This window comes from Asaia sp. As-1742, assembly GCF_011753235.1.
GTDB classification, from domain to species: domain Bacteria; phylum Pseudomonadota; class Alphaproteobacteria; order Acetobacterales; family Acetobacteraceae; genus Asaia; species Asaia bogorensis_B.
Map to the genome: position 1 here is coordinate 1 of NZ_VWWA01000008.1, position 13,971 is coordinate 13,971.

The window sequence follows — 13,971 nt, forward strand, 5'->3', positions numbered from 1 at the left end:
TATAATTTCGCACGTCGACTGAAGACGCTCCGGGGCCTCACGCCATACGAATTCGTTTGCCAGCAATGGCAGCACGAGCCATCAAGATTCACGCAAAACCCGCACCATCAAAACCCGGGACCAAACAATTAGGGAACTGCGGAGAGAGTTTTTGACGGCCGCGGAGGCGACCGGCGTTCACGCCTAGCCGGACCGTGTAAGGCCCGTGCCGGGGCAAAAGGCCAAGTTCTTTAGAAATGGCACAGCGGTCCGAAGATCGCCTCGACGGGTCCCGGCTAACAGTTTTCAGCCGAGCCCCGTCGATCAAGCGGCTTTAGCCCAGAGCTTCCTGCACGAGCGCGGCTTGTTCGGCCAGATGCTCGCTTGCAAGACCGGTGGCTGGCGAGGCAGACGCCTTGCGGCCGACATAGATCGGGCGCGGATGAGCGTGATTGCACCGTTCGGCCGAGTTTTCGATACGACGATCGACAAAGGCCCAGGCACCGCCATTCTGCGATTCTTCCTGACACCAGATGATCTGCGCATTGGGGTAGCGGGCAAGTTGCTGCGACAGCACATCACGAGGGAAGGGATAGAGCTGCTCAAGGCGCAGGATCGCCACATTGTCACGGTTGCTGTCACGGCGGGCAGCGCGCAGATCATAATAGACCTTGCCCGAGCACAGCACCACGCGGGTGATATCCTGATCGGGCAGCAGGGTATCGGTCTCGGGCAGGACGGTGCGGAAACGTGTTTCGGGTCCGAAATCGGCCAGTTCCGACACGGCCTCCTTGTGACGCAGCAGCGATTTGGGCGTCATGATGATCAGCGGCTTGCGACATTCACGCGCAATCTGGCGACGCAGGGCGTGGAAGTAGTTTGCCGGGGTGGTGATATTGCACACGCGCAGATTGTTCTCGGCGCAAAGCTGCAGATAGCGTTCAAGACGGGCAGAAGAGTGCTCCGGCCCCTGGCCCTCATAACCATGGGGCAGCAGCATCACGAGGCCCGACGTACGCAGCCACTTCGTCTCGCCCGATGCGATGAACTGGTCGATGATGACCTGCGCCCCATTGGCGAAATCGCCAAACTGCGCCTCCCACAACACCAGTGAGTTGGGCGCGGCCAGCGTGTAGCCATATTCGAAGCCAAGCACACCGAACTCGGACAGCAGCGAGTTATAGACCTCGATGCGGGCCTGACCATCGGCAATGTTGTTCAGCGGCACGTAGTCGCTCTGGTTGATCTGGTCGACCAGAACGGCGTGGCGCTGGCTGAATGTCCCGCGCTGGCAATCCTCGCCCGACAGGCGCACAGGATGATGCTGAAGCAGCAGCGAACCGAAGGCGAGGGCTTCACCCAGCGCCCAGTCGATTCCAGCACCGGTCTCGATGGCCTGGCCACGTGCCTGGATGACGCGGCGCAGGCGTGGGTGCAGGGCAAAATCTTCCGGAATGCGCGTCAGGGCTGCGCCCACGCGTTGCAGACCCGAAATGCTGATGCCAGTTACCGGCTGCTCACGCAGTGGTTCGTCAGACAGGCGCGATGGGTCCTGATTGCACTCCAGCCAGTCCTCGCGGCTGGGCTCGTAGGATTTCGCGGCCTCGAACTGCTCCTGCAGATGATCCTGGAAATACTGGAACTGGTCATCGGCCGTCTCGGCATCGATCACCTTCTGGCGTGCCAGCTTTTTGGCATAAAGCGCACGTGTGGTCGGGCGTGCGGCAATGGCCTTGTACATGGTGGGCTGGGTGAAGGCCGGTTCGTCGGCCTCATTATGTCCATGACGGCGATAGCAGACCAGATCGATCACCACATCTGCCGCGAATTCGCGACGGTAATCGGCTGCAAGGCGCGCGCAATAGGCGGCGGCTTCGGGCTCGTCACCATTCACATGCAGGATTGGCGCATGCACGGCCTTGGCGATATCGGTGCAATAAAAGCCCGAATGGGCATGGGCCGAAATGGTCGTGAAACCGATCTGGTTGTTTGTCACCACATGAACCGTGCCGCCCGTGCGATAGCCGATGAGCTGGGACATGGCCATCGTTTCGTAAACGATGCCCTGACCGGCAAAGGCGGCATCGCCGTGGATCAGCAGGCCGAGATGGCGGTAGCGGTTTTCGAGCCCGACGCAGCCTTCTGAATCCTGGATGGCGCGTACGCGTCCCACCACGACCGGATCGACAGCCTCAAGATGCGATGGGTTGGGCAGAAGGGTGACACGCACCTTCTCATTCGAGACATGCAGCGTAGCGGCAGTACCCAGATGATATTTCACATCGCCCGAGCCCTGCACATCGGTCGGCTTGAACGAGGCCCCGGCGAATTCCGAGAATATGGCGGCGAAGGGCTTTTGCACCACATTGGCCATCACGTTCAGACGGCCACGATGCGCCATGCCGACAGACACGCTGCGTGTGCCCTGCTGCGCGGATTGCTCGATGATGGCATGGAGCACCGGAATGGTGACCTCGCTGCCTTCAAGACCAAAGCGCTTCGTGCCGGTAAAGCGCTTCTGGCAGAAGCTTTCGAAGCCTTCGGCCTCGGTCAGCTGATTGAGGATGGTCTTTTTCTCGGCTGCCGAGAACATGCGCCGCCAGTCATCGCCCTCAAGGCGGTGCTGAAGCCACAGTCGCTGGGCCGCGTCCTGGATATGCATGTATTCGACACCGATCGGGCCGCAATAGGTCTGGCGCAGCGCGGCAAGAAGCTCGTTGATGGTGGCGCTGGCCCGTTCTGGCAGAAGCGAGCTGACCATCTGACCCAGATAGATCGGGCGGTCGCGGTCATTGGGACCAAAGCCGTATGTCGCAGGGTCCAGCTCGGTGTAGGATTTCGGAACCTGCAGGCCCAGCGGATCGAGACGCGCCTCAAGATGGCCACGAACACGATAGGCCCGGACAAGCTGAATGGCGCGAACACTGTCATCCACGCTTGAGAGCAGATCGGTGGCCGAAAATTCGCCGGCTGCCCGGGCTGCCGGTCCCGCAGGGCTGCGTGCGTCGAGCAGCGATGCCTGCTCACCCCAGGCGGCCCGGTCGGCGGGGTTCAGCTTGGCGGCTTGCTGGGCTGCTTCCTGTTCGGCATCGAGTGCCCTGAACAGATCGGCGAAGGAGGGGTCCACACTGCGGGGATCGGCAGCCCACTTCGCATGCAGATCCGCCAGATAGACGGTGTTGGCGCCATTCAGCGCCGTTGGTAACGAACCGATCTCACCCATGCTTGCAGCCCTCCCCGGCTGACTCGTCCGGAACTGGATATCGACTTAAAATGGCACCCTCATGGCGGAAACAACCATGAAACTCTTGCCGATCAGCAACAAGCATAAAACTTTTCCGAACGATTTCAGTTCACAATCGCACGTTCTGCAGACGGCATCAGAAAGAGTCGAAACTTTCAATCCTGCCTGCCGTCTATAGACTCCGCACCAGAGCGTCGTGTGGTCTAACCCATCACATGGTATTCCGATATTGCAGTTTGGAGGGGTCTGTCATGCGCTGCATGCCCGCACTCGCGGTATTCACGATTTCGCTACTGTCACAGGGCGTGTCCTGTGCCTGGGCGACTCCCGAACGCCCGGTCGAGCAGCAGGGGCGTCATCTCGATTTCGACAGCCGGGCCCCCTTGCGCTGCACGCGCGCGCCCCATCTGGTCAGAACCGCCTACACCCCCGACGAAAAGCCCGCCGAAGGGGCTGTGTCCATGCGTTCGTGCTTCTCCGATACCGACCGTATCGGGGCAGGATATACACAGTATGTACGCAACAGTGCGGTGCGCCACCTGCATCACCGCATGAAGGGCTAGCAAGCCTCTTGTGCGCCGGGGGGAGCAGGAATAGGCTCGCCCTCCATGTCACAGATCGCTCTTCAGTATGAAGCCCTTGAACGGACCCCGATCAGCGAGGCACCGTTCAGACATGTGGTTGTCCCGAACTTCGTACGCGAAGAGGACCTCCAGACACTCATCAATCTGATGCCCGAGATGAAGTCCGGCGGGTCTTTCCCCCCGGAGGGTCTGCGGCTTCACCCGACAGTCAGGGCACTGACGAAGGAACTGCAGGGGCCGCGGCTCAAGAAGATCGTGGCGCAGAAATTCGGCCTCGATATCGAAGATGCGCCGAGCATGCTCACCCTGCGTGGCCGCACCCGTGAGAAAGACGGGCGTATCCATCGTGATTCAGAAGCCAAGCTCGTTACGATCCTGCTTTACCTGAATCCCGAAAGCGCTGCCTGGTCTGCACAGGAAGGCTGCCTGCGCCTGCTGAACGGCCCCGATAATCTCGAGGATTACGAGGTTGAGGTGAAGCCCGCCCACGGTACGTTGCTGATTTTCCCGAATGGGCCGAGAACCTGGCATGGTCACAGGCAGTATGTCGGCCCGCGCTACACTATTCAGCTGAATTACATGGCCACAAATAACAAGGCGCGCTATGAACTGCGCCGTCATCGGCTGTCAGCGCTGTTCAAGCGCCTGTCATTCGCCCGATGAAACGGTCATGACGCCCGGCGTGATGACGATCGAATTCTGACTGAGGTAATGTGATTATGGGATACCGCGTTGCGGTCGTTGGCGCGACTGGTGCTGTAGGTCGTGAACTCCTGCGCATTCTTGCCGAGAGAGATTTTCCTGTGTCCGAAGTGGCAGCGTTGGCTTCTGCCCGCTCCACGGGGCAGGACGTTTCGTTTGGCGACAAGAAAATTCTCAAGATCCAGAACCTCGAGACGTTCGACTTCACCGGCTGGGATATTGCCCTGTTCTCACCCGGCGCGTCGGTTTCTGCTGTGCATGCGCCGCGTGCGGCAGCGGCCGGGTGCATCGTGATCGACAACACCTCGCATTTCCGCATGGAGCCGGACGTGCCGCTGGTGGTGCCTGAAGTAAACGCGAATGCGCTGAAGAAGATGAAGCGCAACATCATCGCCAACCCCAACTGCTCGACAGCGCAGATGGTGGTTGCGCTCAAGCCGCTGCATGATCTGTTCACCATCAAGCGTATCGTGGTGTCGACCTATCAGGCGGTTTCCGGCGCCGGCAAGGATGGCATGGATGAGCTGTTTGCCCAGTGCAAGGGCAGCTTTGTGGGCGATCCGCCGACCATCGCCCAGTTCACCAAGCAGATTGCGTTCAACGTCATTCCGCATATCGACAGCTTCATGCCCGATGGCTCCACCAAGGAAGAGTGGAAGATGGCGGTCGAGACACGCAAGATTCTCGATCCCGACATCAAGGTTGCGGCGACCTGTGTGCGTGTGCCCGTCTTTATCGGTCACTCTGAGGCGATCAATATCGAATGTGAGGAACCCGTTGATCTGGCGCGTGCCCGCGAGGCCCTGCGCGAGGCCGATGGTGTGATTCTGCGCGATGAGCGTGACGATGGCGGCTACGTCACCCCGATCGAGTGCGTGGGCGAGGATGCGACCTATGTTTCGCGCCTGCGTATTGACGACTCGGTGGAGAACGGTCTGGCGCTGTGGTGTGTCTCGGATAATCTGCGCAAGGGTGCTGCGCTGAACGCAGTACAGATCGCTGAAGCCCTGATTGCGCTCGATCTGATCAAGCAGAAGGCCTGATTACGGGCTGTTATATTACATATTTGTCATTATAGTAATTTTGGCATTGCGCAGACCCGGCGCAGTGCCAAACTCCTTTCAAGGGCGGATGCAGGGTTGTGCTGCAAGGGTCCGAACGGAGATGACAATGGCTGTTATCGACACTCTGGCCGCTGGTCTGTTTGCCCTCGCTGCGCTTGGTCTCCTGCGCATGGCGCCTGTACCCAAAGCCATTCCGGTGCGCGTCAAACGGAAACCGTCAGCGCGCTGAGCGGTTTTTGTCTCTCCTGAGTCAGTAAGCCGATAGAGAGACATGGCCTTCAATAACAAGATCCCCGCGACTGCGACACCGCCGGAAGGCAAGACGGGTGTCCTCATTGCCAATCTTGGCACGCCTGAAGGCACCGATTTCTTCTCGGTCCGTCGCTATCTTGGCGAGTTTCTTTCAGACCGTCGTGTGATCGAGGCACCGCCAGCCATCTGGCAGCCCATTCTGCAAGGCATCGTTCTCACAACACGCCCTTCCAAGAGCGGCGAAGCCTATGCCCGTATCTGGAACCGTGAAGAAGACGCCAGCCCGCTGCGCGTTTACACCCGTGCCCAGGCGGAGAAACTGGCCGAGCGCCTTGGCACCGATGTGCCGGTGGCCTGGGGTATGCGCTATGGCAAACCCTCAATTGGTGAGGCTGTCGAGGAACTGATGGATCAGGGATGTGATCGCATCCTCTATCTCTCGCTCTATCCGCAATACAGTGCCACCACGACCGCGACAGCCAATGATCAGCTGTTTCGCACGCTCATGACGCTGCGCCGTCAGCCTGCCATCCAGACCATTCCGGCTTTTCCTGATCATCCTGTCTATATCGCCGGTCTTGAAAAAAGCGTGCGTGACCATCTGGCGGGGCTGAGCTGGAAACCACAGCGTATTGTCGCCTCCTTTCACGGCTTGCCAAAGCTTTGCGTGGACAAGGGGGATTACTACCCCGATGACTGCGTCAGAACGATCCGCGCCCTGCGTGACGCTCTGAATGTGAGCGAAGAGCAGATGCCGATCACTTACCAGTCACGTTTTGGGCCAATGGAGTGGGTGCAGCCCTATACGGCACCTTTCGTGACGGCGCTCCCAGAGCAGGGGATTACACGTATTGCAGTCATCATGCCTGGCTTCATCAGCGACTGCATTGAGACGCTGGACGAAATCGGCCACGAATTGCGTGACGAGTTCATTGAGGCGGGAGGTGAGGAACTGACCCTCATTCCATGTCTGAACGATAGCGATATGGCGATCGATCTGCTCGAAGCACTGATTCGCGAAGCCTGCCCGCCCGCATGGCAGAAATCCGGCCTGACTGCCCCCTGATGCGTTGTGGCTGAACCATCGCCGGTTCTGTCAGTCTGACACTCGATGATCTTGTTTTGTTCTCGAACCTGATGGCATAAGGGCAGCATGTCTGAGCCAACAGGTCACGGGGCTGTGCGTCGCATCATCCATATTGATATGGACGCCTTTTACGCTTCGGTTGAACAACGCGATGCACCGGAGTTGCGTGGTCGTCCTGTTGCCGTAGGGCGGGGTGAGGGACGAGGCGTTGTTGCGGCGGCCAGCTATGAGGCCCGCCGATTTGGTGTCCGTTCGGCCATGCCATCGCGTACGGCGTTGCGACAATGTCCGGAACTGGTCTTTGTCCCGCCCCGCTTTGACACCTACCGTGCCGTTTCACGCCAGATCCATGAGATATTCGCGCGCTATACGCCGCTTATACAGCCTCTCTCACTCGATGAGGCTTATCTCGATGTGACGCAAAGTTATCGCGAGCATGGGTCGGCCACCGATATTGCACTGCGTATCCGGGCAGAAATTGCCGAGGAAACCGGACTGACGGCTTCGGCCGGGATCTCCTACAACCGGTTTTTGGCGAAGCTCGCGTCGGATCATCGCAAACCCAATGGACAATTCGTCATCACGCCCGCCATGGGGCCGGATTTTGCGGCCTCGCTGCGTGTCGAGCAGTTTCACGGCATTGGTCCCGCGACGCGGGCGAAGATGAACCGGCTGGGCATTTTTACCGGTGCTGACCTGCGTGTTATTCCGCGTGACGTTCTGACACGTCATTTCGGCAAAGCTGCTGCGTTCTATGCATCCATCGCCTGGGGCATTGACGATCGCCCTGTCGTGCCGGACCGGGTGCGCAAGTCGATTGGTACCGAGACGACGTTTGAGGCCGATCTGACGGATTTTGCCAGCGCGTGCACGGTGCTCGACGGGCTGTGCGACAAGCTCTGGCGGCATTGCGAGGCGCAGTCACTGCGCGGACGCACTGTGGTCCTGAAGCTCAAATATGCCGATTTCCAGATCACGACACGCACCCGGTCCAATCCTTCCCCATTCGCAAGCCGGGATGCGGTGCATGAGCAGGCTGTGACATTGCTGGAAGGATTTTTTCCCCTTCAGCGTGCCATCAGGTTGATGGGCGTCACGCTGACCGGGCTCGGTCAGGATGAGGCCGAGGGCACGGCAGAAGAAAAGACCGCACAATTGACACTTTTTGGTGAATCGCCCTGCTGACTTTTTGCACGATGCAGCGTTCACTGAGTCCAATGCTCTCTTGTGGAAGGATCTGCCGTCATGATTTCAGTTTTTTCCACCTCATCGCTCTGGCTGGGTGCCGTCGTTTCCGTACTGATCTGCGCACTTGGCGCAGGTTGAACGCTTAAACCTGACGTAAACTTGACCGGGCGGGGTGACAGCAGGCGCAGGGGCTGGCAAAGCTGAGCCTCTAGCGACCAGAAAATCGGATTGGGGAAATTGTGATGGGTGCCGGGCAGGCAAAGGCGACACGATCGCCACTTGGCATCATCCTGCCGGTCGTCTCACTAAACCTCATTATCTATGTCGTCATCGGCCTGCCGATGGCAGTCATTCCGCTCTTCGTGCATAATGTCCTGCACTGCAACACGGTCATCGCCGGGTTTGCCGTGTCGCTGCAGTATTTCGCCACCTTTGCGTCGCGCGCATCGGCGGGAAAACGTATCGATACCCAGGGGCCAAAGCCGGTTGCGGTGCTGGGTCTGGCGCTTGGCGTCTTTTCCGGCCTGCTGCTTCTGGTGGCAGGGCTTGGCAAATCGGTCATCCCACTCTCCCTGATCTGCCTTTTCGCCAGTCGTCTGGCCCTTGGCTGGGCAGAAAGCTGGGCCTCGACAGCTGCAATCGTCTGGAACATACGCCGCGCAGGGGCAGCCAATACGGCTCAGGTCATCTCGTGGAATGGAATAACCTCCTATGGCGGTATCGCCCTGGGTGCCACGATTGGCGAGCAGCTTTCGCATCTCGGTGGCGGCTGGGGCGGGCTGGTGAGTCTGGGTGTGCTCTCGACCCTGCTCCCCGCCATCGGTACGGCGCTGGCCAGCACCTATCCCGCGGTTGCCCCCATACGCCATGACGCCCCCGCCATGTCTTTCGCCAGGGTGTTCCGTCTCGTACTGCCTCATGGCTGCGCGCTGGCTGCGGGATCCGTCGGATTCGGGGCCATCTCGTCATGCCTTGCGCTCTATTTTGCGGCTGAGCACTGGCCGGATGCAGCGCAGGCCTTGGCTGTATTCGGTATGGTCTTTGTCATCGTGCGCTTCGTTTTCGCGCGCCAGATCGGACGTATCGGCGGGACAAATGTCGCGCTTATCTCGCTCGGTGTTGAAACACTTGGATTGCTGATACTGGCCTTTCTTCCCTCTGCTGAAGCGGCCACTCTGGGCGCTGCGGTAACTGGAGCGGGTTTCTCACTGGTGTTTCCGGCACTGGGCGTTCTTGCTGTTGATCGCGCCGGGGCGGAGAATCGCGGAGCCGCGCTTGGGGCCTTTTCGGTATTTCTCGATCTCGCCATTGGCGTGTCCGGCCCGCTCTTGGGGCTCGTCATCCATTCTGCGGGTTATATGGCCCTGTTCATCTTCACAGCTTGCATTACATTCCTCGGCATCGTGCAGGTGCTGAGATTGCAGCGAGCTGCAAGGCCCTGACGTCACAGGTCGAAGGAAAATCCAGAAATGACAATCGCTGCCGCCGCTGTCTTTTGCGGCTCGCGCCATGGTTCTGTCCCGGCTTTCGGTGAAGCCGCCCGCGCAATGGGAGCCGGTCTGGCAGAGCGTGGCATCCATCTGGTCTATGGTGGCGGGGCAGTGGGGCTTATGGGCGTGGTGGCCGCAGCCGCGTTGCAGGCTGGTGGCGAGGTAACCGGGATCATCCCGGAATTTCTTCACGGCCGCGAGGTCATGAACGAACAGGTGACGGATCTGATCGTTACCGAGTCGATGCATGAGCGCAAACGGCTGATGTTCGCGCAGGCCGATGCGTTTCTGGTGCTGCCAGGCGGCCTCGGCACCTTTGATGAACTCATGGAAATCATGACGTGGCGCCAGCTCTCGCTGCATGACAAGCCTATCCTGATCGTCAACGTCGCGAACTGGGCTGTGCACGTGATTGCGGCTCTGGAGGCAGCAATCGAGCAGGGCCTGGCAGACGCCTCGGCGCGCAGGCTCTATCAGGTTGTTCCCGACGTGGCTCATGCTCTCGAAATTCTGGGCAAAACCAGAAAGAGCGAGGAAAACATCGAGACAGGCCGACTTTGATCGTCTGCCCCCCTTGCAGAGCCGCCCATCTGGCAGTATAGCCCCATCCATCGGTTCGGAGTGTAGCTCAGCCTGGTAGAGCACTGTGTTCGGGACGCAGGGGCCGGAGGTTCGAATCCTCTCACTCCGACCAGAATTTCCATAATTCTGGTCATTCTGGCGGTCTGGTATTGCTGAACAGGCAAACCACCCGCCCACCGATTATTTCCGATATCATCTGGATCACATCAGAGACCTCGTGTTTCTTCGTTGGCTATGCTGCACGATTGTCTGCACGAGCCGTGAACCTCTCGCCAGACGAGCTCTGACCCGGTATCGGGTTAATCAGGTCCATCATGGCAAAAGGGGGAAGGGGCATTGCGCAACCGTTTGTGCTTTCTGATGCTCACTCTCATCCTGATTGGCGCCCTTGCTGCCGGAATTCTTATTGGACGCTATCCGCTTTCATTCCATGCAGTCGGGGCCATGATGGCCGGGTATGGTGCCGCCGAAACACGAGCCGTGCTGCTTTATGCCCGTCTGCCAAGGTTGATGGGGGCCATGGTGGTCGGGGCGGCGCTTTCAGTGTCAGGAAGCGCGTTTCAGGCGGTTTTCCGTAATCCGCTCGTCTCGCCCGATCTGCTGGGGGTATTGAGTGGCGCGGCTTTCGGGGCGGCGCTGGCCATCCTGCTGCATGGCAGTAACGCGGTAGTGGGGTTTGCGGCCTTTGCCGGAGGGTGCTGCGCCGTGGCCTGCGGCTTTGGCATCACGCGGCTGGTGGGGCGCGAGGGTATTTTACCGCTGCTTCTGGGCGGGTTGATCAGCGCTGCCCTGTTCACCTCTTTTCTCTCGTTACTCAAATATGTGGCTGATCCATTCGATCAGTTGCCAGCCATTATCTACTGGCTGCTAGGAAGCCTGGCCCGGACGCAATGGGCGCAGCTTGCCTGGGTGGCGCCCTTATGTGTGCTGGGCATGGCATTGCTGTGGCTGGGTTCGCGGGCGCTGGACGCGCTGGTTCTGAGCGATGACGAAGCCCGGAGCCTTGGCCTGCCGGTTGGGGTCATGAGGCTCGTCGTACTGGCTCTTGCCACGTCGCTCGGCGCTCTGACGGTTTCCATGGCCGGGATTATCGGTTGGGTCGGGCTGATTGTGCCCCATATGGCCAGGCTCATTATCGGGCCGGGACATCGCCTCATGTTGCCTTTCGCGGCGCTGATGGGGGCGGCGGGGCTGATGCTGGCCGATACCGCAGCGCGAAGCCTGACAGCATCCGAGATTCCCCTTGGCATGATGACCGAGCTTTTCGGGGCGTTAGGCTTCATCGTGGTGCTGAGGCATTTACGTCGTGAAGGGCAGTTATAAGTGACATCCCTTGCGACACAGGCTCTCGGCTTCACCCGGCGCGGGCGTCCCATACTTGATGATGTGACGCTGAATTTCTCAGGTGGGCAACTGGTCAGCCTCATGGGGGCAAATGGCGCTGGCAAGACGACGCTGCTGCGGCTGATGCTCGGTCTTATTGTGCCCGACCGGGGACGGGTGCAGGTGAATGATGTGCCCCTGACCGATCTGTCGCGCATGGATCGGGCCCGATTGCTGAGCTACGTGCCGCAAAACAGGGAGCACCTGCCGCCCTATGACGTGATGCAGGTGGTGCAGATGGGCAGGCTGCCGCATGGTGGGCTGACAACGCGCCTGTCGAGGGCGGACCGCGACAGCATCGAGCGCGCCATTGCGCAGCTCGGTTTGCAGGATCTGACGCGGCGGCCTTGCACCGCACTATCGGGGGGCGAGTATCAGCGCGTTCTTCTGGCAAGGGCTTTGGCGCAAGAGACGCCGGTCATTGTGCTGGATGAACCATTGGCCGGGCTTGATTACGGCTATCAGCATCGATTGATGGGGCTGCTTTCCACCCTGACGCAGCAGGGCCGTCTGGTCATCATGACAGCGCATCAGCCTGGGATGATCTACCGTCATGCGAGCCATGTCGTCCTGCTTGAGGCCGGGCGCGTGGTGACACAGGGACGACCGCGTGATGTTCTTGAGGCGGGGCGTCTGAGCGCGTTTTATGACGTTGCCCTTCAACATTACGATCATGGCGCTGAGCGCTTCTTTGCACAAAGGGATGAGGCGGAATGAGAAGTTTCGGCTGGGGCGCTGTACTGAGCGGGTGTCTGGCGGTGGCCACGCTTCAGGAGGCATCAGCCCTGCCAGCAACGCCGCCTCCCGCGCGCATCGTGGATGGATGGTACGCTCATAATGCCACGCTGATCATGCTGGGCGCAGCAGACAGGATTGTCGGTACGGTCGTCTCGCCTTCGCGCTTTGCCTGGATGTACTGCGTCGCCCCATCCCTGCATCAGGCCCAGGTTTTTGGCAGTATGGTGCTGAATGCCGAAGCTGTTCTCGCCCTCCACCCCGATCTGGTTTTTGTCACCCGTGATTCCGGTGTGGCAGGTACCTTGCAATCTGTCGGGCTGAAAGCGGAGCCTGTCGGCTTTAACGATTTCGCGGGGATGCTGGCGACAATCGATCAGACGGCGGTCCTTTTGGGGACGGATGAGGCAAAGGCTCAGGCCGCCCGCTATCGCACGGCTTTTGCTGCGCTCGACAGGCCGCCGGCGGAGAGGAAATCGGTGCCAGCGCCACGTGTGCTGCATATCGCCTCGCTCGATCCCCTGACCGTGGATGGTGATACGAGTATCGTGGATGAGTGGATACGTGATGCCGGTGGCCGCAATGCCGCGATCGGTGTGCATGGCAACAAGCGCCCGGTTTCGCTGGAGCAGATCCTGGGCTGGCAGCCCGACATCATCATTCTGGGGGCAGATGCAGGCAGCGAGGCAGAAATCGCGTCATCGCCGCTTTGGGTACAGCTTGCTGCCGTGGCGCAGCACCATGTGTTTCGCAATCCGTCAGGGGTGTTCAACTGGGATCGCTACAGCCCCGAATTGCTGTTGCAACGCCTGTGGGCGCGTCAGCTGATCGGGAAAGGGACGATTGATCGCGCTGCGATGCTGGCACAGATCCGGGATTTCTACCGCCAGTTCTATCACCACCCCCTCAGCAACGAGGCGGCAGAACGTATCCTCGATGCGCGGCCCCTCGAGCCCGGTGCATGTCCGGGCTAGGCGGCCCTCAGGCGTGGCCGACGAGATTGGAGAGGGAGAGGGGATCGATATTGATGGTGGCAAGGGCCTTGCGCCATTTCACCATCTGATCGCTACCGAAAATCAGATCATCCATGGCTGGGGCGTTCAGCCATGCATTCTGCTGGATGATTTCATCTTCCAGCTGACCCGGCTCCCATGAGGCATGGCCCAACGCCAGCAGGGCGTGGCGTGGGCCTTCGCCAGCGGCGATCTGATGCAGGATATCAAGGCTGGCGGTCAGGCAGTTCTCGTTGTTGATCACAAGGCTGTCCTCACGCCGCCAATCGGCAGAGTGGAGCACGAAGCCACGGGTCGGTTCCATGGGGCCGCCCATGCACAGATTGATCCGGCGCTTGGGCGGTGAGGGGGTAATGTCGAGCTGCTCGAACAGGGTTTCGAGCGTGGGGTGCGATGCGCGTTTGTTTATGATCAGCCCCATGGCGCCATCCCGCCGCGAATGAGCGCAGACATAGACCACGCTGCGCGCAAATTCCGACTCTCCAAGCATGGGGCTCGAAATGAGCAGACGGCCTGCCAGGGTTTCGGATGTGGTCTCGTCGGGCGTTTGAAAATCTGAAGCCATGAGGGAAAATGTCGGCCATTGCAGGGGGTTTTGCAAGGGCGGCGCTCCGTGGCAACGATACAGAGTGTGGCAACCATGGAGCGGCTGCCCCGTCTGCTATAGC

At 59.9% G+C, this 13,971-nt stretch carries 13 protein-coding genes, 1 tRNA gene and 1 pseudogene; 13 read left to right on the top strand and 2 right to left on the bottom strand.

From position 1 onward, the window contains the following. Positions 1-132: pseudogene (locus F3J08_RS11980) on the top strand (IS481 family transposase); the annotation flags it as partial. Positions 133-313: 181 nt separating this feature from the next. Here the strand turns inward: F3J08_RS11980 and F3J08_RS11985 are convergent. Then, a complete protein-coding gene (locus tag F3J08_RS11985) occupies positions 314-3,202 on the bottom strand; it encodes a 2-oxoglutarate dehydrogenase E1 component (protein ID WP_122038563.1) in 2,889 nt (962 codons plus the stop codon). Positions 3,203-3,474: 272 nt separating this feature from the next. Here F3J08_RS11985 and F3J08_RS11990 point away from each other — a divergent pair, with 272 nt between their 5' ends. From F3J08_RS11990 to F3J08_RS12040, 12 genes are all read left to right on the top strand, one after another. Further along, positions 3,475-3,786, top strand: coding sequence for a hypothetical protein (locus F3J08_RS11990; RefSeq protein WP_122038562.1), 312 nt, complete (start codon positions 3,475-3,477; stop codon positions 3,784-3,786). Between the two features lie 45 nt (positions 3,787-3,831). Further along, positions 3,832-4,470, top strand: a complete 639-nt coding sequence (locus F3J08_RS11995) for a 2OG-Fe(II) oxygenase (RefSeq protein ID WP_166930214.1) — start codon at positions 3,832-3,834, stop codon at positions 4,468-4,470. 56 nt (positions 4,471-4,526) lie between these two features. Beyond that, complete coding sequence (locus tag F3J08_RS12000) at positions 4,527-5,552, top strand: aspartate-semialdehyde dehydrogenase (protein ID WP_062163899.1); 1,026 nt, start codon at positions 4,527-4,529, stop codon at positions 5,550-5,552. A 127-nt stretch (positions 5,553-5,679) separates the two neighbouring features. Then, the gene (locus tag F3J08_RS17410) at positions 5,680-5,802 is read left to right on the top strand and encodes a hypothetical protein (RefSeq protein ID WP_255493486.1); all 123 of its coding nucleotides are present in this window, start codon (positions 5,680-5,682) and stop codon (positions 5,800-5,802) included. Between the two features lie 42 nt (positions 5,803-5,844). Continuing rightward, complete coding sequence (gene hemH / locus F3J08_RS12005) at positions 5,845-6,891, top strand: ferrochelatase (RefSeq protein ID WP_166930216.1); 1,047 nt, start codon at positions 5,845-5,847, stop codon at positions 6,889-6,891. An 87-nt stretch (positions 6,892-6,978) separates the two neighbouring features. Beyond that, a complete protein-coding gene (gene dinB / locus F3J08_RS12010; RefSeq protein ID WP_166930218.1) occupies positions 6,979-8,097 on the top strand; it encodes a DNA polymerase IV in 1,119 nt (372 codons plus the stop codon). A gap of 245 nt (positions 8,098-8,342) precedes the next feature. Then, on the top strand, positions 8,343-9,542 hold the full coding sequence (locus tag F3J08_RS12015) for an MFS transporter (protein ID WP_205206973.1): 1,200 nt from the start codon (positions 8,343-8,345) through the stop codon (positions 9,540-9,542). 27 nt (positions 9,543-9,569) lie between these two features. After that, complete coding sequence (locus F3J08_RS12020; RefSeq protein WP_122038558.1) at positions 9,570-10,151, top strand: TIGR00730 family Rossman fold protein; 582 nt, start codon at positions 9,570-9,572, stop codon at positions 10,149-10,151. A 56-nt stretch (positions 10,152-10,207) separates the two neighbouring features. Beyond that, a tRNA-Pro gene (locus F3J08_RS12025) sits at positions 10,208-10,284 on the top strand. A gap of 248 nt (positions 10,285-10,532) precedes the next feature. Then, positions 10,533-11,495 carry an iron ABC transporter permease gene (locus F3J08_RS12030; RefSeq protein ID WP_166930220.1) on the top strand — a complete coding sequence of 321 codons (963 nt, stop codon included), beginning with the start codon at positions 10,533-10,535 and terminating at the stop codon, positions 11,493-11,495. Next, the gene (locus tag F3J08_RS12035; RefSeq protein WP_166930222.1) at positions 11,496-12,272 is read left to right on the top strand and encodes an ABC transporter ATP-binding protein; all 777 of its coding nucleotides are present in this window, start codon (positions 11,496-11,498) and stop codon (positions 12,270-12,272) included. Continuing rightward, entirely contained in the window at positions 12,269-13,264 is a 996-nt protein-coding gene (locus F3J08_RS12040; protein ID WP_166930224.1) for an ABC transporter substrate-binding protein, read from the top strand. The genes F3J08_RS12035 and F3J08_RS12040 overlap by 4 nt, the downstream gene beginning before the upstream one ends. A gap of 7 nt (positions 13,265-13,271) precedes the next feature. Here the strand turns inward: F3J08_RS12040 and F3J08_RS12045 are convergent, their stop codons facing one another. After that, on the bottom strand, positions 13,272-13,868 hold the full coding sequence (locus F3J08_RS12045) for a YqgE/AlgH family protein (protein ID WP_166930226.1): 597 nt from the start codon (positions 13,866-13,868) through the stop codon (positions 13,272-13,274). Between the last annotated feature and the right edge of the window lie 103 nt (positions 13,869-13,971).

Coding starts and splice junctions, on each gene's coding strand:
- F3J08_RS11995 (WP_166930214.1), top strand. CDS start 3,832: ATGTCACAGATCGCTCTTCAGTATGAAGCCCTTGAACGGACCCCGATC.
- F3J08_RS12030 (WP_166930220.1), top strand. CDS start 10,533: ATGCTCACTCTCATCCTGATTGGCGCCCTTGCTGCCGGAATTCTTATT.
- F3J08_RS12000 (WP_062163899.1), top strand. CDS start 4,527: ATGGGATACCGCGTTGCGGTCGTTGGCGCGACTGGTGCTGTAGGTCGT.
- hemH (WP_166930216.1), top strand. CDS start 5,845: ATGGCCTTCAATAACAAGATCCCCGCGACTGCGACACCGCCGGAAGGC.
- F3J08_RS17410 (WP_255493486.1), top strand. CDS start 5,680: ATGGCTGTTATCGACACTCTGGCCGCTGGTCTGTTTGCCCTCGCTGCG.
- dinB (WP_166930218.1), top strand. CDS start 6,979: ATGTCTGAGCCAACAGGTCACGGGGCTGTGCGTCGCATCATCCATATT.
- F3J08_RS11985 (WP_122038563.1), bottom strand. CDS start 3,202: ATGGGTGAGATCGGTTCGTTACCAACGGCGCTGAATGGCGCCAACACC.
- F3J08_RS12020 (WP_122038558.1), top strand. CDS start 9,570: ATGACAATCGCTGCCGCCGCTGTCTTTTGCGGCTCGCGCCATGGTTCT.
- F3J08_RS12040 (WP_166930224.1), top strand. CDS start 12,269: ATGAGAAGTTTCGGCTGGGGCGCTGTACTGAGCGGGTGTCTGGCGGTG.
- F3J08_RS12015 (WP_205206973.1), top strand. CDS start 8,343: ATGGGTGCCGGGCAGGCAAAGGCGACACGATCGCCACTTGGCATCATC.
- F3J08_RS11990 (WP_122038562.1), top strand. CDS start 3,475: ATGCGCTGCATGCCCGCACTCGCGGTATTCACGATTTCGCTACTGTCA.
- F3J08_RS12045 (WP_166930226.1), bottom strand. CDS start 13,868: ATGGCTTCAGATTTTCAAACGCCCGACGAGACCACATCCGAAACCCTG.